This window comes from Arthrobacter sp. zg-Y40 (assembly GCF_020731535.1).
GTDB lineage: Bacteria > Actinomycetota > Actinomycetes > Actinomycetales > Micrococcaceae > Arthrobacter_B.
The window spans coordinates 325909-348429 of the sequence record NZ_JAJFZS010000008.1 but is presented as its reverse complement, the minus strand read 5'-3'; the positions used below and the strand labels follow the sequence as shown (position 1 = coordinate 348429).

At 66.8% G+C, this 22521-nt stretch carries 18 protein-coding genes; 11 read left to right on the top strand and 7 right to left on the bottom strand.

The genetic code is table 11. From position 1 onward, the window contains the following. The first annotated feature begins 85 nt into the window (after positions 1-85). Both LJ754_RS09025 and LJ754_RS09020 read left to right on the top strand, forming a co-directional pair. Positions 86-814, top strand: coding sequence for a beta-ketoacyl-ACP reductase (locus LJ754_RS09025; protein ID WP_227911353.1), 729 nt, complete (start codon positions 86-88; stop codon positions 812-814). Positions 815-933: 119 nt separating this feature from the next. Then, entirely contained in the window at positions 934-1689 is a 756-nt protein-coding gene (locus LJ754_RS09020; protein WP_227926303.1) for an SDR family oxidoreductase, read from the top strand. Here LJ754_RS09020 and serB read toward each other — a convergent pair. Then, on the bottom strand, positions 1686-2591 hold the full coding sequence (gene serB / locus LJ754_RS09015; RefSeq protein WP_227926302.1) for a phosphoserine phosphatase SerB: 906 nt from the start codon (positions 2589-2591) through the stop codon (positions 1686-1688). The two genes, LJ754_RS09020 and serB, sit on opposite strands and share 4 nt — an antisense overlap. Positions 2592-2718: 127 nt before the next feature. On the opposite strand from serB, the gene LJ754_RS09010 reads away from it, so the two are divergent. The 6 genes from LJ754_RS09010 (at position 2719) to LJ754_RS08985 (ending at position 7408) form a co-directional block, all read left to right on the top strand. Then, positions 2719-3507, top strand: coding sequence for an ABC transporter ATP-binding protein (locus tag LJ754_RS09010; protein WP_227911356.1), 789 nt, complete (start codon positions 2719-2721; stop codon positions 3505-3507). A 13-nt stretch (positions 3508-3520) separates the two neighbouring features. Then, positions 3521-4324 carry a TrmH family RNA methyltransferase gene (locus LJ754_RS09005; protein ID WP_227926301.1) on the top strand — a complete coding sequence of 268 codons (804 nt, stop codon included), beginning with the start codon at positions 3521-3523 and terminating at the stop codon, positions 4322-4324. Positions 4325-4702: 378 nt separating this feature from the next. Next, a complete protein-coding gene (locus LJ754_RS09000) occupies positions 4703-5410 on the top strand; it encodes a hypothetical protein (RefSeq protein WP_227926300.1) in 708 nt (235 codons plus the stop codon). A 131-nt stretch (positions 5411-5541) separates the two neighbouring features. Further along, positions 5542-5799, top strand: a complete 258-nt coding sequence (locus tag LJ754_RS08995) for a type B 50S ribosomal protein L31 (protein ID WP_227911359.1) — start codon at positions 5542-5544, stop codon at positions 5797-5799. Positions 5800-5912: 113 nt separating this feature from the next. Next, entirely contained in the window at positions 5913-6992 is a 1080-nt protein-coding gene (locus tag LJ754_RS08990) for a lipoate--protein ligase family protein (protein WP_227911360.1), read from the top strand. Between the two features lie 77 nt (positions 6993-7069). Further along, the gene (locus LJ754_RS08985) at positions 7070-7408 is read left to right on the top strand and encodes a cupin domain-containing protein (RefSeq protein ID WP_227911361.1); all 339 of its coding nucleotides are present in this window, start codon (positions 7070-7072) and stop codon (positions 7406-7408) included. Between the two features lie 52 nt (positions 7409-7460). Here LJ754_RS08985 and pepN read toward each other — a convergent pair whose 3' ends face one another. Both pepN and LJ754_RS08975 read right to left on the bottom strand, forming a co-directional pair. Next, positions 7461-10070, bottom strand: coding sequence for an aminopeptidase N (gene pepN / locus LJ754_RS08980; protein WP_227926299.1), 2610 nt, complete (start codon positions 10068-10070; stop codon positions 7461-7463). A gap of 54 nt (positions 10071-10124) precedes the next feature. Then, positions 10125-11180 carry a YeiH family protein gene (locus LJ754_RS08975; protein WP_227911364.1) on the bottom strand — a complete coding sequence of 352 codons (1056 nt, stop codon included), beginning with the start codon at positions 11178-11180 and terminating at the stop codon, positions 10125-10127. Between the two features lie 103 nt (positions 11181-11283). Between LJ754_RS08975 and LJ754_RS08970 the strand changes: the two genes are divergently transcribed. After that, on the top strand, positions 11284-14040 hold the full coding sequence (locus tag LJ754_RS08970) for a cation-translocating P-type ATPase (RefSeq protein WP_227926298.1): 2757 nt from the start codon (positions 11284-11286) through the stop codon (positions 14038-14040). Here LJ754_RS08970 and LJ754_RS08965 read toward each other — a convergent pair. After that, positions 14029-15477 (bottom strand): SDR family NAD(P)-dependent oxidoreductase, encoded by a 1449-nt coding sequence (locus LJ754_RS08965; protein ID WP_227926297.1) that lies wholly within the window; start codon positions 15475-15477, stop codon positions 14029-14031. The genes LJ754_RS08970 and LJ754_RS08965 overlap by 12 nt on opposite strands. Positions 15478-15629: 152 nt before the next feature. Continuing rightward, complete coding sequence (gene glgC, locus LJ754_RS08960) at positions 15630-16886, bottom strand: glucose-1-phosphate adenylyltransferase (RefSeq protein ID WP_227926296.1); 1257 nt, start codon at positions 16884-16886, stop codon at positions 15630-15632. An 82-nt stretch (positions 16887-16968) separates the two neighbouring features. Here glgC and glgA point away from each other — a divergent pair, with 82 nt between their 5' ends. Continuing rightward, positions 16969-18165, top strand: coding sequence for a glycogen synthase (gene glgA, locus LJ754_RS08955; protein WP_227926295.1), 1197 nt, complete (start codon positions 16969-16971; stop codon positions 18163-18165). A gap of 86 nt (positions 18166-18251) precedes the next feature. On the opposite strand, the gene LJ754_RS08950 is transcribed toward glgA, so the two are convergent. Both LJ754_RS08950 and LJ754_RS08945 read right to left on the bottom strand, forming a co-directional pair. Next, a complete protein-coding gene (locus LJ754_RS08950) occupies positions 18252-20363 on the bottom strand; it encodes an acyl-CoA dehydrogenase family protein (protein WP_227911369.1) in 2112 nt (703 codons plus the stop codon). A gap of 31 nt (positions 20364-20394) precedes the next feature. Further along, positions 20395-21093, bottom strand: coding sequence for a TetR/AcrR family transcriptional regulator (locus LJ754_RS08945; protein WP_227926294.1), 699 nt, complete (start codon positions 21091-21093; stop codon positions 20395-20397). Positions 21094-21187: 94 nt separating this feature from the next. On the opposite strand from LJ754_RS08945, the gene LJ754_RS08940 reads away from it, so the two are divergent. Continuing rightward, positions 21188-22519 (top strand): acetyl-CoA C-acetyltransferase, encoded by a 1332-nt coding sequence (locus LJ754_RS08940; protein WP_227926293.1) that lies wholly within the window; start codon positions 21188-21190, stop codon positions 22517-22519. The last annotated feature ends 2 nt before the right edge of the window (positions 22520-22521 follow it).

Genomic DNA, 22521 nt, shown 5'->3' with positions numbered 1-22521 from the left:
TCACTAGCGGGGGCGTTGCAGAAGTTGAATCCGCCGCACGTAGGATCGAGGCAACCCCCATCACAGGCTGAAAGAAGGAAGATCCGTGCAAAGCACCCCAGAAAACGAGTCCGGCCGCAGCGTCCTGGTGACCGGCGGAAACCGCGGTATTGGGCTGGCGATAGCCCAGGCATTCCTGGCCGCGGGAGACCGGGTGGCCATCACGTACCGCAGCGGCGACGTTCCCGAGGGGATGCTGGGCGTCAAGGCCGATGTGACAGATATGGCATCCGTGGACGCGGCCTTCACAGAGGTCGAAGCCGCACACGGGCCGGTAGAGGTGCTGGTGGCCAACGCGGGTATTACCCGCGACACCCTGCTGCTGCGGATGAGTGAAGAGGACTTCGCCGACGTCATCGACACCAACCTCACCGGCGCTTTCCGCGTGGTCAAGCGTGCCTCCAAGGGCATGCTCCGGATGAAGAAGGGCCGCGTGGTGCTGATCTCCTCGGTGGTAGGCCTCTACGGTTCGCCCGGCCAGATCAACTACGCCGCGTCCAAGGCCGGCCTGATCGGCATCGCCCGGTCCCTGACCCGCGAACTGGGCTCCCGGAACATCACGGCCAACGTGGTGGCTCCCGGCTTCATCAACACGGACATGACCCGTTCCCTGCCCGAGGACACCCAGAAGAACTACCTGTCCTCCATCCCGGCCGGCCGGTTCGCGGAGCCCGAGGAAGTGGCCGCCGTCGTCCGCTGGATCGCAGGCGAGGAAGCAGGCTACATCTCCGGCGCTGTCATTCCAGTGGACGGCGGCCTGGGCATGGGGCACTAAGTACCGTAAGTCTCCGGCCCGCATTCGTTGGAGGTTTCCTCAACTGCCTGCGGGCCGGACGGCTGGCAGGATGGGAGTCGGAGCGAGATGCTTAGACACTTTCTACAAAAGGAGTTTGTATGGGCCTGCTTGAGGGCAAAGCCGCGGTTGTTACCGGATCATCGCGCGGAATCGGCGCCGAGGTAGCCCGCTTCCTGGCAGCCGAGGGTGCCGGTGTGGTGGTCAACTACCGCCAGAAGGCACCGCGGGCCAACAAGGTGGTGGCCGGCATTGAGGCCGACGGCGGCCGGGCCGTGGCAGTGGGCGCCGACCTCACCGTTCCAGAAGGACCGGCTGCACTCGTGGCCGCTGCGCAGGAGAACTTCGGCGGACTGGACGTCCTGGTGCTCAACGCCTCCGGCGGCATGGAGACCGGCATGGAGGAGGACTACGCGCTGAAGCTCAACCGCGACGCGCAGGTCAACATGCTCACCCAGGCCCTCGAGGCCATGCCCGCCGGCTCCCGCGTAGTGTTCGTGACCAGCCACCAGGCGCATTTCATCGCCTCGGTTCCCACCATGCCGGAATACGAAGCTGTTGCCTTGAGCAAGCGTGCCGGGGAAGACGCGCTGCGCGCGATGCTCCCGCAGCTTGAGGAAAAGGGGATCTCCCTCGTGGTGGTCTCCGGTGACATGATCGAGGGAACCGTCACCGCAACCCTGCTGGACCGGGCCAACCCCGGCGCAATCGAAGCCCGCCGGGAGGAAGCAGGCCGGCTGTACTCGGTCGCTGAGTTCGGTGCCGAAGTGGCACGCATGGCCACCGCCGATGTTCCCTCCGGCCACACCGAGTACGTGGGCGGCGCCGACTACCTCGCGGCCGGCGAGAACGCCTAGAGCTTCACGAAGTGCTGCACCACGTCCAGGTTGGGCAGGTTCAGCACGGCATCTGCGGCGGCCTGCACTGCCGGCTTGGCCTTGAACGCCACGCCCAGCGCGGCCGCCGCCAGCATGTCCAGGTCATTGGCGCCGTCGCCCACGGCAATGGTGTGTTCCGGTGATACACCCAGTTCACCGGCCCATTCGGCCAGTGACCGGGCCTTGACCGCACGGTCCACCACTTCGCCGGCCACCGCTCCGGTCAGCACACCGTCCTTGATGTCCAGCATGTTGGCGCGGGCGAAGGTCAGTTGCAGGCGGGCAGCCAGCGGATCGAGCACCTGGCTGAACCCGCCGGACACCACTGCCACGCCGTGTCCTGCGGCCAGGAATTCCTTCACCAGCACCTCGGCGCCTGCGGAGAGCTCAATCCGGGTACCCACCTCGTCTATTACGGAAGCGGGGAGCCCGGCCAGTGTCTTCACCCGCGCGTGCAGGCTGGCGGCGAAGTCCAGTTCGCCGCGCATGGCGGCTTCGGTGACGGCTGCAACCTCTGCTTCCCGCCCTGCATGGGCGGCCAGCAACTCAATGACTTCCTGGCGGATCAAGGTGGAGTCAACATCCATCACCAGCAGCTTGCGGGCCTCTTCAAGGAGCGACGGCGGCACCACCGCGGTCTGCTCCCCACCGTTTTTCTGCGGCACCGCTGCCGCAGCGGCCGCAACGGTGCGCCGCAGCCTGGCTGTCCCGCCGTCGTACCCGACAAAAAGCTTGGACACCGTATAGCCGTCCCCTGCAGCGTTCTCCAGCTCTAGGATCCGCGCCCCGATCCCGGTCACTGCGGCCTGCACCGAGCCCAGGTAGGCATCTGACAAGTCCCGCCCATAGCTGACGACACTGTACTCGGGGGTGTTCGGCATGGCATCCGTTCTGCTTGGTCCGGCATCGGGTACCTGTGCGGTACCGGGGCATGCGGGCCGCATTGCACCGGCCGCTGCGGCGTATCGTTTCGCCAATGTCCCTTTCTTTAGCCTAGTGTCTAGTGCTATGAGTGATGTTCTTGAATTTGCCGGCGTGAGCGTGGTTCGCGGCGGTAAGACCCTGTTGGACGGCATTAACTGGCAGGTCAAGGAGGGGGAGCGCTGGGTCATCATGGGGCCCAACGGTGCCGGAAAGACTACGCTGCTGCAGATAGCCGGCGGACGCATGCACCCCACCCGCGGTGTTGCGGGAATCCTCGAAGAAGTCCTGGGCGCGGTGGACGTTTTTGAACTGCGCCCCCGGATCGGCCTCGCATCCGCGGCCCTGGCCGGCCAGATTCCAGAAGACGAAACTGTCCTGAACGTAGTGGTGACCGCCTCCTACGGCGTAACCGGGCGCTGGCGCGAGAAGTACGAGAAGCTCGACGAGCGCCGTGCCTTCCGTCTCCTGCATGACTGGGGAATGTCCACGTTCCTCAACCGCCGCTTCTCCTCGCTGAGCGAAGGTGAGCGCAAGCGCGTGCAGATCGCCCGTGCCCTCATGACCGACCCCGAGCTGCTGCTGCTGGACGAGCCGGCTGCCGGGCTGGACCTCGCCGGCCGCGAGGACCTGCTCTTCCGGCTGGGCGAACTTGCCCGGGACGAGGAAGCGCCCGCCATGGTGCTGGTGACCCACCACTTGGAAGAGGTCCCCACCGGGTTCACCCATGCCCTGCTCCTGCGCGACGGCGGGGTGGTAGCGTCCGGGCCCATTGAAGAGGTCTTCACCGAAGAACACCTGAGCACCGCTTTCGGTCTTCCGCTGGACCTGAAGCGCGACGGCGGCCGTTACTCGGCCACCGCGCGCCGCAGCTAAGGCCAGTGCACAGGTGAGCCTTCAGTACCTGCAGTCCGCCGCTGATCCGCGGGTCAGCGACTACACCTCCCTCACGGATACCTCGCTTCGGCGGCGCCGCGAACCGGAGGAGGGCATGTACATTGCCGAGTCCTCCAAGGTCCTGCGCCGCGCAGTCGACGCCGGCCACCGCCCGCGTTCCTTTTTCCTGGCCGAGAAATGGCTGCCGGACCTGCAGGACATCCTGGACCGTTTCCCCGATGTCCCCGCCTTTGTGGGTACGGCGGACGTTTTGGAGGAGATCACCGGATTCCATCTGCACCGCGGCGCCCTGGCGGCCATGGAACGGCCGGCTCCGCTGGAGCTGGACGCGCTGCTGGCAACCGCCCGCCGGGTCGCGGTCCTGGAAGACATCGTGGACCACACCAACATCGGGGCAATCTTCCGCTCTGCGGCGGCGCTCCAGGTTGATGCCGTACTGGTCACGCCCCGCTGCGCGGACCCGTTGTACCGGCGCGCCATCCGCGTGAGCATGGGAACCGTCTTCCAGGTTCCGTGGGTCCGCCTGACCGACTGGCCCGGACAGCTTGAACAGCTGCGCTCTGCCGGTTTTGCCACCGCAGCCCTGGCCCTGCGCGAGGATTCCCTGACCCTGGACGAACTCAGTGCCCGTCGGGATGAACGCCTGGCCCTGGTCCTGGGGACCGAGGGGGACGGGCTGGCCGAATCCACCTTGGCCGCTGTGGACCTGGCCGTGCGGATTCCGATGAGCGGCGGGGTGGACTCGCTCAACGTGGCAGCCGCCAGCGCCGTGGCTTTCTGGGAGTGCCGGCCCTAACTACACACCGGCTCCAGCTACACACCGGACCCGAACTGCTCTTACCCTCGCGCGCCCCACGTGCCAGACTGTGCCCAGCCACCATCCCCCTGAGCATCCCCCTGAGCATCCACCGGAGCCGCCATGGAATCCCGGACCCGACTGGGCACGGTCCTTGCACTGTGCGCAGTACTGCTGCTGCCGCTTTCAGCATGCGGACCGACGGCGGAACAGCTCCGGGAGCGCGCTGCCTCCCCTTCCGCTACTCCGCAGCCGGCCCGCACCGCACCGCCGCGGACAGCTGACCCGGGCCCGGACCCGAGCCCGCCTCCAGCCCCGGCACCCGCACCGGAGAGCCCACCGCCGGTGCGGGTGGGAGTAGCCGGAAACCAGATAGGCATGGCCCCGGCAGTGCAGGATGCCTGCCAGTGGCTGCTGCGGGTTGATCCCGAACCGATGTCCGGCACTGAAGCCGGAAGCTGTGTGGCCGCGGCCATCACGGCCGGCGGCGGCGGTGTGCAGACCCTGTCCACCGGCACCAGCTGGCTGCCCGCGGGGGAGTACACCGTCACCTTCGGCACGGTTCCCGCTTTCACCATGGACCTGCACGGTCCCGCGGCCGCCGGTGCTGTGCCCGGCAGTACAGGCACGGACAGTGCGGCAACCGGTGCGGCCCCTGACGGCGCAGGCCTGAAAATCGAAATCCGCGGGGACAACCGGGTGGTGCGGCAGGGCGGGGAGGATATTTCTGCGGACCGGCGCGGCTCCCCGGAACAGGCCTACGCCGCCGTGCTGGCCGATGCCGCCGAGCTGACGGTCCGGCCCGAGCGCGTGGCTGCGATGCTGTCGGCGGCGGAAACGGTGGAGGTGGAGTACGGGGCCGTGCTGGCGGGGGCCGCGTACACGCGCATCAGCGGCAGTTTCAGCAATGCTGCGTCCGACGGCGCGGAACCGGCTTCCCTGGCGGTGATCCCCGAGGGCACGTTCTCGCTGTATCTGGATGACTACTACCGACCGTCCCGGATCGAGATTGCAGGCCTGAACCAGGGGATCCCCTCGCTGTTGACGGCGGTAAACACACAGTGGGGCACGCAGCCGCTGTCCTGACTCGCGGTTGCAGGTGTTTCCTGCCGGCCCGGTAAGTGCGGTAGTATGGGTTGCTGGTCGAAACACCGGCCAATAAAGCTTTTAACCCACCTGTGCCTGGCAAAATCCAGGCACCAAAAGAAGGTAAAACTGTGAAGTCTGATATCCACCCCAAGTATGCTCCGGTTGTCTTCCGTGACCTCGCGTCCGACACCGCTTTCCTGACGAGCTCCACCGCCACGTCCTCCAAGACGATCGAGTGGGAAGACGGAAACACCTACCCGCTCATCGAGGTGGAAATCTCCTCCGCATCGCACCCGTTCTACACGGGCAAGCAGCGCATCATGGACTCCGCCGGCCGCGTCGAGCGCTTCAACGCCCGCTTCAAGGGCTTCGGCGCTAAGAAGTAACGTTCGGAAGAACAGCAGTACTTGGAGGAAGGTCCGCCGGCATCAGCCCGGCGGGCCTTTCCCCGTAGTGGGGGACCGCCCGGTCCCGGCACCGGTCAAGATGAGGAGTTGTGATGGCAAGCGCGGATGGAAGCTTCAGCCGGCGGCACGGCGAGTACAAGGTCCCCGGCGGCAAGCTCGTTGTGGTGGACCTCGACGTCCGTGACGGACGCCTTGCAGACGTGTCCCTGGGCGGTGATTTTTTCCTGGAACCCGATGAGGCGCTGCTCGACATCAACGCCGCCCTCGAGGGGCTGCCCGCGGAAACAGGCTTCGGCGACATAGCCGCTGCCGTGCACGCCAGGCTGAGCCCGGACGCCGTGCTCTTTGGCTTCTCTCCGGAAGCCGTGGCGACGGCAGTGCGGCGCGCACTGGGGAAGGCCACCGGCTGGGGCGACCACCAGTGGGAAATCATCCCGCCCACCCCGCTGTCCACGCACATGCACGTGGCCATGGACGAAGTCCTGGCCGAGGAAGTGGGCGCAGGCCACCGGAACCCGACGCTGCGGTTCTGGGAGTGGGAAACTCCGTCCGTAGTGATCGGCAGCTTCCAGTCACTGAAAAACGAGGTGGATCCGGCCGGTGCCGAACGCCACGGCGTGACCGTTGTGCGGCGGATCACCGGCGGGGGTGCCATGTTCATGGAACACGGCAACGCCATCACGTACTCCCTGTACGTGCCCCAGTCCCTGGTGGACGGGCTGAGCTTCGCCGATTCCTATCCCTTCCTTGACGCCTGGGTGATGGAATCCCTGAAGAAGCTGGGCATCCAGGCTTGGTACGTGCCGCTGAACGATATGGCCACGGACCAGGGCAAGATCGGCGGTGCCGCGCAGAAACGCTTCAGCAGCGGTGGAATGCTTCACCACGTCACCATGTCCTACAACATCGACGCCGACAAAATGGTGGAGGTGCTGCGCATCGGCAAGGAGAAGCTGTCCGACAAGGGCACCACCAGCGCCAAGAAACGCGTTGATCCGCTCAAGCGGCAGACCGGGCTTTCGCGGGAGGAGATCATTGCGACGATGATCGACACCTTCACCGCCCGCTACGGCGCAGTCCAGGCCGGAATAAGCGATGAAGAGATGGACCTGGCGGAGCAGAAGGTCAAGGAAAAGTTCGACACCGCCGAGTGGCTGAACCGGGTTCCCTGACCCCGGCAGCACCCGGCAGCACCCGGGGCGCGGCAGCCCGGTTACCCTGCCGCGTCCGGAGTGCCTAGACTGCGGGCATGGAGAAAAAGTCCCTTACCGCCCTTGTCCGCCAGCAGATGGAAAGGGCTCACTCGGCCGCCAGCGGCCGCAGCGCCTCCACGGTTTACGGCGGGCACGAGCATGTCCTGCGGCAGACCGTGATTGCCCTGCGGGCAGGGTTTGTCCTGGACGAACATGAAAACCCGGGAGAAGCCACTGTTTTCGTCCTCAAGGGACGGGTCAGCCTGGTCTCCGACGGCGCAACCTGGGACGGCTCCGCCGGAGACCTGCTGATTGTGCCGCAGGCCCGCCATTCAGTGCGGGCCCTGGAGGACTCGGCCATCCTCTTGACCGTCGCCAAACCGCAGCTGGCCTGAGGAACATACCCCAACTGGGCCCCGTCCCTACTGGGCCCAGCAGCGACGGGGCCTACAGGCCGGCTGCCTGGACCCGCAGGGAGCGCAGCAGCTGGTCCTGCTGTTCAATGATGATCCTGCGCAGGGCACCCGGCGCGTCCGGGTGCTGCTCCAGCCATTCCACGGATTTCTGCACCACCGGGTGGTCAGCCGGTGCGGTTCCCGGAGCCGCATCCTGGCCGCCGGGGTAGAGTCCGCCCACTACGCGGGAGGCCAGCTCGATGCTGCGGCTGGACCATACACCCGTGAGGGAGGCAAAGTAGTCCGGGATGTAGCCGTCCAGCAGCTCGTGGCTGCCGAGTCCGAACCCGGTGATGGTGGCGGAGAGCAGTTCATTGGAGAGTCCGTTCGAGTGGACGGCGGCCTGCCACGCAGCGTCCTTCACCGCCGGATCCGGGAAGGCCGCGGCTGCCGTGGTGTGTCCCACCCGGCCCGACGCCGTGTTGTCGCGTTCCAGCTCCGCATCCAGTTCCGCCCGGGTGGCGGATCCGGTGGCTGCCAGGGCAACCCACAGCCGCCAGCGCAGGTCCGTGTCGACGGTGAGCCCGCTGATCCCGGCGCTGCCCTCCAGCAGGCTTCGCAGCAGCTCGGCGGAGCCTGCACTGCGCTGCCCGGCGGCGGCAGCCGCCCGTGCCCAGATAACCTGCCGGTCACTGCCCGCCGGTGCCGCACGCAGCTGCTCGGTAATGCAGGCACCGAACTCCCTGCGCAGCTCTTCGCGGCGCGAAGCCGGTGCGTAGTATTCAATGGCGCTGCGCGCGTTATCCAGCAGTACGTTCAGCACGCCCGCACCGGTCTCATGCGGGGCCACCCTCTGCACCAGGTGCACATAGTCCCGGGCGCTGAGCACACCGTCGCGGACGCTGTTCCACAGCGCGGACAGGGCGATGGCCCGGGCCAGGGGATCGGCGAGCAGGTGCAGCGACTCCACCAGAACGGCCAGCGACGCCGGATCAAAGCGGATCTTGGCGTAGGTCAGGTCTTCATCGTTGAGCAGCAGCACCGCAGGACGCTTCCGCCCGATCAGTTCGGGCACCTCGGTGCGGGTCCCGGCTACGTCCAGTTCAACGGTGTCGGTGCGGGCCAGGAACCCGGCGCCGTCAAAGTCGTACAGCCCGATGCGGAGCCGGTGCGGGCGGGGGACCTGTTCCCCGCTGACCGGGTCCGGTGCGTTCTGGCGGATCACCACTGAGGTGTAGGCGCCGTCGTCGTCGGTTTCAGTCTCCGGAACCAGGACAGGCACGCCGGCGGTCTGCAGCCACTGGCGTGCCCAAAGACCCATGTCGCGGCCGGAAGCGTCGGCCAAGGCGGCCAGCAGGTCGTCGAGGGTGGTGTTGCCGAAGGCATGCTCGCGGAAATAGGCACGCGCGGCTTCGATAAACGTCTCGAACCCCACATAGGCCACCAACTGCTTCAGGACTGAGGCGCCCTTGGCGTAGGTAATCCCGTCGAAGTTCTGCTTGGCCGCTTCCAGGTTCGGAATGTCAGCCACGATCGGGTGCGTGGTGGGCAGCTGGTCCTGGACGTAGGCCCAGGCCTTGCGCCGGTTCGCGAAGCTGACCCAGGAATTTGTGAAGTCGGTGGCCCGGTCAACGGCAAGCGCGCCCATGTAGTCGGCGAAGGATTCCTTAAGCCACAGATCGTCCCACCATTTCATGGTCACCAGGTCGCCGAACCACATGTGTGCCATCTCGTGCAGGATGGTGTTGGCCCGGGCTTCATACTGCGCCTCGGTGGCCCGGGAGCGGAAAACATAGGACTCGGTGAACGTGACCAGGCCGGGATTTTCCATGGCGCCGAGATTGTATTCGGGGACAAAAGCCTGATCGTATTTGCCGAACGGGTACGGGTACGCGAACAGGCGGTGGAAGTAGTCCAGGCCCCGCTTCGTGACCGCAAAAATGTTCTCAGGATCGAAGTGCTCTGCGAGCGAAGCACGGCAGTAAGCGGCAAGCGGCACGTGCAGGTCCGTACCGTCGTCGAGTCGGAGGAACCATTCGTCCTCCGCCCGGTGGTACGGGCCGGCCAGCACAGTGGTGATGTAGGTGGAAATCCGCTGGGTGGGAGCGAATTCCCAGCGGGCCAGGCTACCGCCGTCCAGCTCAGTGCGGGCGGTTTCAACACCATTGGAGGCCACCTGCCAGCCGGCCGGGGCGGTCACCGTAAAGCCGAAGGATGCCTTGAGATCGGGCTGCTCGAAGTCAGCGAAAACCCGCCGGGCATCTGCGGGCTCATACTGCGTGTACAAGTAGGTGCGTCCGTCGGCAGGGTCGCGGAACCGATGCAGGCCCTCACCGCTGCGGCTGTACAGGGCGGTGCCGTCCACGGTGACGGTGTTCTGCGGCTGCAGGGCCGGCAGGTGGATGCGGGAACCCTCCAGTGCTTCGGACAGGTCCAGCTCCTTCCCGTTCAGCACTACGGAGCTGACCCCGCCGTGGATGAAGTCCAGGAAAGTTGCGGCTCCGGGCTCGGAGCAGCTGAAGGCAATGGTGCTCCGGGAGCGGAAGCCTTCAGCATCCGGATCTTCGGCATTGCCCAGATCGAGGTGGACGTCATAGGAGGTCACGGACAACAGGCGGGACCGCAGGGCAGCCTCATCGCGGCTCAGGTTCTGGTTAGGCACCTGCCCATTCAATCACTTGAACAAGGTCCCGGACATTTACGCCGCTGCGCCCGCCTAAGTGCCCAGCCCGAATGCCACCGCCAGGCCCAGTCCAGCCACCCAGGCCCAGGCCGCGAGGGCCGCCGCTACGGCCCGGATGCCGGAGGCAAAGAGTGCCTTCACCCGCACGCCGGCGCCAAGCCCGAACAGTGCCGCGGCGAAGAGCAGCTCCTGCAGCACGGCCGCGGCATCCAGCGCGGCAGCGGGCAGCAATCCGGTGGTCCGGACCAGGATCAGCGCCAGGAAGCCCAAGACGAACAGCGGTACCAGCGGCGGCTGTTTGCCGGCCCTGCCATCCCCGCCCGCCTTGCCGGCCTTGCCCGCCCTGCGCGCCAGCAAGCCGGCGGCAGCGGTCATGGGCGCCAGCAGCACTACCCGCGCCAGCTTCACGACGACGGCGGCGGCCAGCGCCGCGGAACCGGCGGTCTGCGCCGTGGCCACCACCTGCCCTACATCGTGCACTGACGCCCCGGCCCAGGTCCCGAAGACTTCCGGGGCCAGGTGCAACAGCGAGCCGGCCAGCGGAAGGGCCGCGATGGCCAGGGTTCCGCACAGCGTGACCAGCGCAATCGGCACCACCGTGTCTTCGGTGCGGGTGCGGCGGACCGCCGCCACGGCACCGATGGCGGATACACCGCAGATCGAGAATCCGGCAGCGATCAGGACCGGTTCCTCACCCGGCAGCCGGAAGAGCCGGCAAATCCCGTACGTACCCGCGAACGCGGCCAGGACCAGGGCCACCACCAACCCCAGGGCGGCCCAGCCCAGTCCGGCAATGTCCACCAGGGAGACCTTCAGGCCCAGGAGCACAATGCCGGTGCGCAGGAACTTCCGGGCAGCCAGGGCCAGCCCGGGCTTCCACGTCCCGGCAGCCTTTGGTGCCGCCCCCGGCAGATTGGCGGCCACCAGCCCCAGTAGCACAGCTGCCGTCAGCACCGGCACAGCGGGCACCAGTGCGGAGATCAGATAGGCGGCGGCGACGGCCGTACCGGCGGCGATGAGTCCGGGGACCAGGGCGGCGCGGCCGGCCGGCGGCTGAGGAACGGGCGGGGGAGGAGCGGAGGATGGCACGGTTACACCCTGCCGCAGTATGCATGCTTTGCCAAAGCGTCCGCCGCCCTGCCCGCGTTGCTACCATGGGTGGCACCATCTTCAAGACCCCTCGGGGGAGCCCATGAGTTTGCAGGCCAACGGCAGCGGTCCCGGTGACACTCCTGCCGCCCCAAACGAGCTGTCCGCCCCTTGGCTGTTTACCGCCGGCCAGGTGGCGTCCGCCCTGGGCACCGATCCGGGCGGCGGCCTCGACGCCGGCCAGGTCCGGGAGCGCGCGGAGCGTTACGGTCCAAACCAGCTCGCTGAAGGAAAACGGGTGCCCGTCTGGCGGAAAATCCTCCGGCTCCTGTCCGACCGGCTGACCGTTGTCCTGATCATTGCCGCAGTTGTCAGCGCGGTGGTCTCCCGCGAATGGGAGACGCCGGTGGTGATCCTGCTGGTGATCATCCTGAACACCGTCCTGAACTACGTGCAGGAGCAGCGAGCCGAGTCCAGCCTGGAGGCGCTGCGCAGTGCATCCGTGGACACCTGCCGGGTGCTGCGCGGGGGAACCCCGGCAACTGTGGAACGAACTGACCTGGTACCCGGCGACGTCGTGCTGCTGGAAGCCGGTGACAGCGTGCCCGCCGACGGGCGGCTGCTCGAAGCCGTGCGGCTGCAGGTGGCCGAGGCCGCGCTGACGGGGGAGTCCAAGCCCGTCAATAAGGGGACAGGGGTGCTGGCGGATCCCCGGCTGCCTCTGGGGGACAGGACCAACCTGCTGTACATGGACACGGACGTCACCCGCGGGCGGGCCGAGCTGCTGGTGACCGGAACCGGCATGGACACCCAGATCGGCACCATCGCCCACCTGCTGGGCAGCACCACCGAGGAAAAAACCACCCTGCAGCGCAGCATCGACCAGTTGGCGAAAGTCCTGACCTACATTGCGTTGGCCGTGGTCGCCCTGGTGTTCGTGCTGGGGCTGCTGCGCGGGGACAGCTGGGAGGACCTGTTCCTGACGGCGGTGTCCCTGGCGGTGGCCACCATCCCGGAGGGACTTACCGCCGTCGTCGCCTTCACTTTGGCGATGGGTGCCTCCCGCCTGGCCGCGCGCGGAGCCATCATCAAGCAGCTGGCAGCAGTGGAGACGCTGGGGAGCACCTCGCAGATCTGCACCGACAAGACCGGCACGCTCACGCTGAACGAAATGACGGTCCGCCGGCTCTATGCTCCGGATGGCCGCCGCTTCCGGGTCACCGGTTCCGGCTACTCCACGGACGGTAAAATCCTCAGCCCGGACGGGCAGCCCGTCCCCGTCCTCACCGAGGCGTACCTGGCGATGGCGCTGTGCAACGACGCGTCGGTGGAGGACGGCCGGCTGACGGGAGACCCCACGGAAGGGGCACTGGTGGTGCTGGCGGAAAAGGGCGGCATCGACGTGGCCGGCGCCCGCGCCACGCACCGGCGCCTTGCCGAGGTGCCCTTCGACTCGGACTACAAGTTCATGGCCACGTTCAACCGGACCTCCGACAGCACCGCCGTGCACTGCAACGTGAAGGGCGCACCCGGCGTGGTCCTTGACCGTGCGGCGTTCCTTATGACCGCGGACGGTCCCGTTCCCCTGGGTCCAGAGGAACGGGCACGCATCAGGCACGACGTCGATGCCCTCGCCACGGCGGGGCTGCGCACCATGGCAGTGGCGGGACGGGTAATGGATGCACCGCTGCCGGCCGGTCCCGAGGCGCTGTCGGCGGAGGCAGCGAACCTGGTGCTGTACGCCGTCGCGGGCATCATGGATCCGCCGCGGCAAGAGGCCGGCGAGGCGATCGCCCGGGCCCACGCCGCAGGCATAGACGTCCGCATGATCACCGGAGACCACTTGGTTACCGCGTCGGCCATCGCCCGGGACCTGGGGATCGGGGGCCGCGCCGTCGCCGGCACAGCCCTCGATGCCATGGATGACGGGCAGCTGCGCGGGGAAGCCCCCGGGCTCGGGGTTCTGGCCCGGGTTTCGCCCGAGCACAAGATCCGCATCGTCAAGGCGCTGCAGGCAGACGGGTACGTGGTTGCCATGACCGGCGACGGCGTCAACGATGCACCGGCACTGAAGCGTGCGGACATCGGCATCGCCATGGGCATCACCGGCACCGACGTGTCCAAGGGTGCGGCGAAGATGATCCTCACCGATGACAATTTCGCCACCATTGTGGCCGCTGTCGAGGAGGGCCGGGGGATCTATGACAACATCCTCAAGTTCGTCCGGTTCCAGCTGACCACTGCGTGGGGGTTCGTGCTGATCTTCCTGGCCGCTGCCACCTTCGGCTTTGGCGGCGGGGCGCCGTTCACTGCCCTGCAGATCCTGTGGGTGAACATCATCATGGACGGACCGCCGGCCTTGGCGCTGGGGGTGGACCGTACCGACCCAGAGGTGATGAACAGGCCCCCGCGGCGGGCGGACGAGCCGCTGCTGACCGGGCGGCGGATCGCCGTGCTGACCCTGCTGGGCATCGTGATGGCAGCCGGGACCTGCATCGTGCTGGTCGGCGCACCGCACTGGTTCCCCGAAAGTGCCGGCAGCACCAATTTCGCCACCACCATGGCCTTCACCACGTTCGTGTTCTACCAGGTCTTCAACCTGCTCAACGTCCGCTCCGAGACCGGCAGCGTGTTCTCGCTGCGCACCTTCACCAACCGTGCTGTCTGGGTGTCCCTGGCCGCCGTGGTGGTCCTGCAGGTGCTGGTGGTGCAGCTGAGCATCTTCGAGGGATTCTTCGATACCGTTCCGCTCACCTCCGCACAGTGGTTCCTCTGCCTGGCAGTGGGTGCCACTGTGCTGGTGTTCTCGGAGCTCGGCAAGGCGGTGCAGCGGATTGCCGCCCGGCGCCTACCAGGGTGAGGGCTTGTAGTCCTTCAGGAAGACCCCGTACTGGTCCTCACCCTTCTCGCCCATCACAATCGGGTCATACACCCGGGCTGCGCCGTCCACCAGGTCCAGCGGGGCGTGGAAGCCCTCCTCGGCCAGGCGCACCTTGGTGGGGTGGGGGCGCTCGTCCGTAATCCAGCCGGTGTCCACCGCGGTCATCAGGATCCCGTCCGTATCCAGCATTTCCTGGGCACTGGTGCGGGTCAGCATGTTCAATGCGGCCTTGGCCATATTCGTGTGCGGGTGCCCGGGACCCTTGTAGCGCCGGGAGAACTGCCCTTCCATGGCGGAGACGTTCACGATGTACTTGCGCCGGGCGGGCGAGGCTGCCATGGCCGGACGCAGCCGGTTAACCAGCAGGAACGGGGCGGTGACGTTGCACAGCTGGACCTCGAGCATTTCCAGCGGGTCCACCTGGTCCACAACCTGGGTCCAGCTGTTGATCGGCGCCGTGTCAGGCACCAATCCGCCGGCATCGATGGCGGTTCCGGCTTCCATCCGGGCCAGCGAGGAGGAGCCTGCAGTCAGCGCGAGTGAGGTCACGGCGTCGGCGGCCAGCACCGGATGCGCTGCGACCGACCCGGCCAGGGCGGTGGGGTGCGCGTCATAGGTGTGGCCAAAGGTGACCAGCTCCGGCATGGGGCCGTCCGGCAGCGGCGCCAGCTCGGCGTCGGTCAGCGGCCGGTAGGCGTTCGCCGAGCGCCGCACGGTCTGGGCGGCGTTGTTGATCAGGATGTCCAGCGGCCCGGCCTCGGCTACGGATTCGGCCAGGGAGATCACCTGCGCCGGGTCGCGCAGGTCAATGCCCACAATGCGCAGCCGGTGCAGCCAGTCCCCGGAGTCCTCCATGGCCGCAAAACGGCGGGCGGCGTCCTTGGGGAAGCGGGTGGTGATGGTGGTGTGCGCGCCGTCCCGCAGCAGCCGCAGGGCAATGTACATGCCGATTTTCGCCCGACCGCCGGTCAGCAGCGCCCGCTTGCCCGTGAGGTCGGTGCGGGCGTCGCGCTTGGTGTGGCTGAACGCGGCGCACTCGGGGCAGAGCTGGTGGTAGAAGGCATCCACCACGGTGTAGGGCTGCTTGCAGATGTAGCAGTTGCGCGGCTTCAGCAGCGTCCCGGCGGACGGACCATGCGCTGCACTGGTGAGCTGCGCACCGCGGGTCTCGTCATCAATCCGGTCTGCTGCGCCGGTGGCGGTGAGGGCGACGACGGCGCGGTCCGCGTCCGCCACGGCCGAACGCTTCTCGTTCTTCCGGTGCTTCTTCACCGACTTGAACATTTTGGCGGTGGCCCGCCGGACCGCAACGTAGTCGGGGTCTTTCTCATCCAGGACATGGATGGAGGCCAAGACCTTCAAGGCGGTTTCAATATCTTCCGGGCTGAATTCTTCCGGGACTTCTGGGGTGCTCATGTGGACCTTCTGCTCATCGGCCCCGGCGGATACACGGGACCGGCGCATTGGGTGCGCACTTCGAGGATACCGGAGAAGCAGTCCCGTCCCCGTATCGGGCGCGGGGGCACCGGGCGTATCTCACACCCGGTGCCCCCGGAGGCCGGCAGGACCTATTCGGCCGGAGCCTCCACCGGCACCCGCTGGCCCTTGCTCAGCACGGTCAGTCCGGACTCGGTCACAGTGAACCCGCGGCGCAGGTCCAGCTCCCGGTCCACACCCACGGTGGCGCCGGCCGGAATGCGCACGTTCTTATCGATGATCGCGCGGCGGACCACCGCACCCTCACCCACATACACCTTGTCCATCAGCACCGAGTCGGTGACGACGGCGTTGTGGTCCACATAGACGTCCTGCGCCAGCACGGATCCGGTGACGGTGCCGCCGGAGATCACGGTGCCGTCGGAAACAATCGAATCAAACGCGGTACCGGCCTGCTCCGAGGCGCTGCGCACGAACTTCGCCGGCGGGGAGACGCTCTGCCGGGTGTAGATGGGCCACTTCAGGTTGTACAGGTTGAAGGCGGGCAGCGGCGAGATCAGGTCCATGTTGGCGTCATAGTAGGAGTCCAGGGTGCCTACGTCCCGCCAGTACTGGTGATCGCTGCCGGTGGCACCGGGAATCACGTTCCGGGTGAAGTCGTATACGGCCGCGTCCTGCCGCTCCACGAACCAGGGGATGATGTCCCCGCCCATGTCGTGCTTGGTGATCAGCCGCTCGGCATCGGCCTGCAGGGCTTCGACCAGGGCGTCGGTGTTGAAGACGTAGTTGCCCATGGACGCAAGGAAGCTGTCCGGATCATCCGGCAGCCCGGGGGTGGTCTCGGGCTTCTCCACGAACGCGGAAATCATGCCGGGATTCGCCGGGTCCGTTTCGATGACGCCAAACTGATCCGCCAGATGCAGCGGCTGCCGCACGGCGGCCACGCTGACCGAGGCTCCGGAGGCAATATGCGCCTCAACCATCTGCGAGAAGTCCATTCGGTACACGTGGTCCGCACCGATCACCACGACGATGTCCGGCTGGGCGTCATCGATCAGGTTCATGGACTGGTAGATGGCGTTCGCGCTGCCCAGGAACCAGCTTTTGCCGACGCGCTGCTGCGCCGGAACCGAGGCCACATAGTTCTGCAGCTGCGTGGATAGCCGCCAGGTCTCGGAAATGTGCCGGTCAAGGCTGTGCGACTTGTACTGGGTGAGGACCACTATCTGCAGGTACCCGGAATTCACCAGATTTGACAGTGCGAAGTCGATAAGCCGGTACCGCCCGGCAAAGGGAACCGCGGGTTTTGCGCGGTCCGCCGTCAACGGCATCAGCCGTTTGCCCTCCCCACCTGCAAGGACTACTGCCAGGACCTTCTTAGGCGCCATTGTCTTGAACCTCTTCCGCAAAAAAATAAGTCTACTGACTTCACACTAGATCACACGTTGCCCGGTGCACTACGTTGGTTTAGTGCGAGTAGATATTGTGTCGAAGGAATTCCCGCCGGAAATCTACGGAGGAGCAGGCGTTCACGTCGCCGAGCTTAGCCGTGTCCTGGCCGGAGAAGTAGATCTCCATGTGCATTGTTTCGGGGCCGAACGCCCGGAGGATTTCCATGGAGCGAAAGTAACCGCGTACCCCGTGCCGGCGGAGCTGGACAGCGCCAACCCGGCCGTACAGACCCTGGGTACGGATCTTGAAATCCTGGGCGGGCTGGCCGGCGCCAACCTGGTCCATTCCCACACCTGGTACGCCAACATGGCCGGCCATCTGGGCTCGCTGCTGTACGGCATCCCGCATGTCCTGAGTGCGCACAGCCTGGAGCCGCTGCGGCCGTGGAAGGCCGAACAGCTGGGCGGCGGCTACGCTGTGTCCTCCTGGGTGGAGAAAACCGCCTACGAGGCCGCCGCCGCGATCATCGCCGTCTCCGAGGGCATGCGCCAGGACATCCTGCGCAGCTACCCGGACGTGGATCCGGGCAAGGTCAAGGTGGTCCACAACGGCATTGACGTTGAGCAGTGGCAGCCGGTTATCGACCCCGACGGCGTCCGCGCCTTCGACATTGACCCGGACCGTCCCAGCGTGGTCTTTGTGGGCAGGAACACCCGGCAGAAGGGCGTGCCCTACCTGCTGCGCGCCGCAGCGCTGCTGCCGCCGGAGGTCCAGCTGGTCCTCTGCCTCGGTGCCGCGGATACGCCCGAGCTCGCGGCCGAAACAGCCGCCCTGATTGAGGACCTGCGGCGCACCCGTACAGGCGTCATCGTGATCGAGCGGATGCTTCCGCGGGCCGAGCTGATCCGGATCCTCTCCATTGCCACCGTCTTCGCCTGCCCGTCCGTCTACGAACCGCTGGGCATCGTGAACCTTGAAGCCATGGCCTGCGGCACCGCCGTCGTCGCCAGTGCCACGGGCGGCATCCCGGAGGTGGTCGAGGACGGCGTCACCGGGCTGCTGGTACCCATTGACCAGGTCACCGACGGCACCGGCACCCCGCTGGACCCGGAAGCCTTTGTCCGCGACTTCGCCGCAGCCCTGACTACTGTGGTGGCCGATCCGGACCTGGCCCGCCGCATGGGGGAGGCCGGGCGCCTCCGTGCCACCGACCAGTTCTCCTGGGAATCCATTGCCGAAGCCACCCTGGATGTCTACCGGTCCGTGCTGGCCTAGCCCGGACACGCAAAAAGCCCGGACACGCAAAAGGCGCTGCCGCATTTCTGCGGCAGCGCCTTTATGTTTTCCGGCGTACTTCGGGCTTACTTCTTCCCGGACTTCTTCGACGCCTTCGAGGCAGCCTTTTCGCGGGCGATCAGCACCTTCTCATCCACCGGAGCGGCACCGCTGGCACGCAGCAGGCGCTGGTATTCCATCGCCTCGTCCTGGCGGGCTTTCTCCGCACCGGAAGCGATCTTGGCGCGCAGGTGCTCCTGGCCGTAGCCGAAGGAATCGACCAGGTCCAGGGCGTGCGGGCGGATCTTGGCCAGCAGGCGGTTGATGTAGGGGCCAAGGGTCCGGGCCCGCTGCGCCGAGAGCCGGCCGTTCATCAGGTACCAGCCCAGGTTCTTTTCGATCAGGCAGAGGCCGAACAGGTCGCGGACCCAGGTCATGACCTGGCGCGTGCCGGCGTCGTCAATCCGGTCCAGCGCCCGGGTGAAGCCTTCCCACTGCAGCAGTTCGGCGTGGGCGCGCGCTGCTTCGATCAGGGCGTGCTGGTTCTCGTTGAAGACCGCCGCGCCCTTTTCCTTCGGCATGTTGCGGGCGGCCTTCAGCGCGCCGGCCACCTCGGCGACCATGGTGCTTACCCGGTCAGCCAGCAGGTCATGCTGGGCACGGGGATCACGCAGCGCCACGGCGGACTTCTTCTCCGAACCGGAGTCGGCCACGGTCTGCACAATGCGGCGCAGGCCGGTGCGGTGCACGGTGACGTCGGCGGCCTGGCCCACAACGTAGCGGGCCAGCACGCCGAAGTCGGCGCCGGCGAATTCCTTGGCGTAGTCAGCCAGCAGGCGCTTGGCGACCAGCTGCAGCAGCACCGTGTTGTCACCTTCGAAGGTGGCGTAAATGTCCAGGTCCGCGCGCAGTGCGGTGAACCGGTTCTCGGCAAGGAAACCCGCACCGCCGGTTGCTTCGCGGCATTCCTGCAGCGTGTCCAGGGCATGCCAAGTGGAGAGGGACTTCAACGCGGCGGCAAGGGTCTCAAGGTCCTGGCGGTCCGCGTCGGTGTCGTGCGCGCCGGAGAAGACGTCGTCGAACTTCTGCAGCAGTTCCTCGTGGGCGAAGGCGGCCGCGAACGTGGTGGCGAGCAGGGGCAGCAGGCGGCGCTGGTGCTGCTGGTAGTCCATCAGCACCTCTTCCTTGATGTCGGATGCACCGTTGAACTGCCGGCGCTCGGTGCCGTACTGGATGGCGGTCTTCAGCGCCATCTTGCTGGCGGCAACGGCCGCACCGTCCAGGGAGACGCGGCCCTGCACCAGGGTGCCGATCATGGTGAAGAAGCGCCGGCCGGGGCTGGCGATGGCGGAGGTGTACGTGCCGTCTTCGGCTACGTCGCCGTACTTGTTGAGCAGGTTGGTCCGGGGGATGCGCACGTTGGAGAAGTGCAGCCGGCCGTTGTCGATGCCGTTCAGTCCGCCCTTGACGCCGTCGTCCTCGCCGCCCACGCCGGGCAGGAAACCGTTGTCATCGCGCAGTTCCACATAGAACGCGTGGACGCCGTGGTCCACGCCCTTGGTGATCAGGTGGGCGAACACAACGGCGGCCTTGCCGTGGACGGCACCGTTGCCGATGTAGTCCTTCCAGGCTGCGCGGAACGGCGTGTTGATGATGAATTCCTGCGCTGCGGCGTCGTACTCGGCGGTGGTCGCGATGCTGGCGACATCCGAGCCGTGGCCGGTTTCGGTCATCGCAAAGCAGCCGGGGGTTTCCAGGCTCATGATGCCCGGCAGCCACTTCTCATGGTGTTCCCGGTTGCCCAGGTGCAGGACGGCGGACCCGAACAGGCCCCACTGCACGCCGGCCTTGATCTGCAGCGACGGATCGGCCACCACGAGTTCCTCGAACCCGGCAATGTTGCCGCCGTGGTTGTCCTCGCCGCCCACATACTTGGGGAAGGCACGGTGAACGGCCTTGGTGTCCACCAGGACCTTCAGCTGGCCCATAACCCGTTCGCGGTGCTCGGTGTGGCTCAATCCGGCGGGGGTGTGCAGCTCATCATGGCCGGCAAGCTCGCGGGCCTGCAGGCGGATGTCCGCCCACTTGCCCAGCAGTGCCCGGCCCAGGGAAGCGGTGTCCACCACAGCGGCATCGTTGTCGCTGATCGTGGCGCTGGCCGGCAGCTGGCGTTCGGCGGGGGAAAGTGTTTGCGTCATTGCTTTTCCTTCTTGTGGTGGTGGGGCGTGCTCAGGAAATCCGGGGGAGGGGTGTGTGCCCCTGGTCGTAGCCGATGCCGTCAAAGAGCCAGACGGTCAGCTGCTCGGTCATTTGTTCTTCGGTGGGCTTGTCTTCGCCCGGCGGCGCGGCGATCCAGCGTTCTCCGGCCGCACGGATCATGCCCAGCGCAGCTGTGGGCCAGTACTGCGCGGTGCCGCTGGCCTCCGGCGGCACTTCACGGCCGGCGAGGTAGTGCCGCATGGCCGAATCCATCATTGACGTGATGGTTTCGAAGAAGTGCGAAAGCGTGGTGTCCACTTGCTGGTCCGGGCCGCCCTCGGCCAGCCGGCCGGTGACGAACAGGTACACGTTGGGTGAGGTTTCCGCCATCTGCAGGTACGCCGAGACCATGGCCCGCAGCCCGGAGCGCGGTGAGGAAGCGGTGCGGCCGGCCGCCAGGATTTTCTCCTGCATGCGGGCCACGGCCATTTCGCCCATGGCCTTCTGCAGCCCGGCCTTATCTCCGAAGTAGCGGTAGAACACCGATTTGGAGGTACCGGAGGCCGCCGCGATCTCTTCCATGGAGGCCGCGTAGCCCAGCGAGTGCACGGCACGGCGCGCGGTCTTGATGAGCGTACGGCGGCGTTCGGCCCGGTGCGCTTCCCAGCGAAGCGCGCGGCCGTCACCGGCGGGGGCTGCCGCGGAGGAGTCCTCTAGTGCGTTGTTCACGATACTGAGCGTATCAGGTACGCTGGGTAACAGTAACTACCGTCACACCCCACCGTGCCACCCAACCCCCAAGCACTCCCAAGGAGAACGACGAATGGCTGCACAGCCCGAACCCCTCACCGCCCGGCCCAACGAGACCGCACCCGCGGTACGCAAGGCCGTGGTGATCGGCGGCAACCGGATCCCCTTCGCCCGTTCGGGCGGAAAGTACACCTACAGCTCCAACCAGGACATGCTCACGGCAGCCCTTGACGGGCTTATTGCCCGCTTCGGCCTGCAGGGCGAGCGGATTGGCGAAGTAGCCGGCGGCGCCGTCCTGAAGCACTCCCGCGATTTCAACCTGACCCGCGAAGCGGTCCTGGGCTCGGCACTGTCGCCGGAGACCCCCGCCTACGATGTCCAGCAGGCCTGCGCCACCGGACTGGAAACAGTGGTCAGCCTGGCCAACAAGATCAAGCTCGGCCAGCTGGAATCCGCTATTGCCGGCGGCGTGGACTCGGCGTCGGACGCCCCGATTGCCGTCAGTGAAGGCCTGCGCCGGGCCCTGCTGGACCTCTCCCGCGCCCGCACCACCAAGCAGAAGTTGGCCGCAGTCGCGAAGATCCGCCCCAAGGACCTGTCCCCGAATGCCCCGTCCACCGGCGAGCCCCGCACCGGCCTGTCCATGGGCGAGCACCAGGCCCTGACCACCGCGCAGTGGAAGATCACCCGCGAGGCACAGGACGAGCTGGCCTACAACAGCCACCGCAACATGGCTGCCGCCTACGACCGCGGCTTCTTCGATGACCTTGTCACCCCGTACCGCGGGCTGTCCAAGGACGCGAACCTTCGTCCGGACACCACCATGGAGAAGCTCGCCAAGCTCAAGCCCGCCTTCGGCAAGTCCCTTGGGGATGCCGCCACCATGACCGCCGGCAACTCCACTCCGCTGACCGACGGTGCCTCCGTAGTGCTGCTGGGCTCGGAGGACTACGCCCGCGAACACGATCTGCCGATGCTCGCGAACATTGTGGACGCCGAAGCCGGCGCCGTGGACTTTGTGCACGGCAAGGACGGACTGCTGATGGCTCCGGCCTTCGCCGTCCCGCGCCTGCTGGCCCGCCACGGCCTCACCTTCGACGACTTCGACTTCTTCGAAATCCATGAGGCCTTCGCCGGCACGGTGCTCTCAACCCTGGCCGCTTGGGAAGACGAAGAGTTCTGCCGCACCCGCCTGGGCCTGGATGCACCGCTGGGCAGCATCGACCGCAGCAAGCTCAACGTCAACGGTTCCTCGCTGGCCGCCGGCCACCCCTTCGCTGCCACCGGCGGACGCATTGTGGCCTCGCTGGCCAAGATGCTCCATGAAAAGGGTTCGGGCCGCGGCCTTATTTCGATCTGCGCTGCCGGCGGGCAGGGCCTCGTCGCGATCCTGGAGGCGCGCTAGCC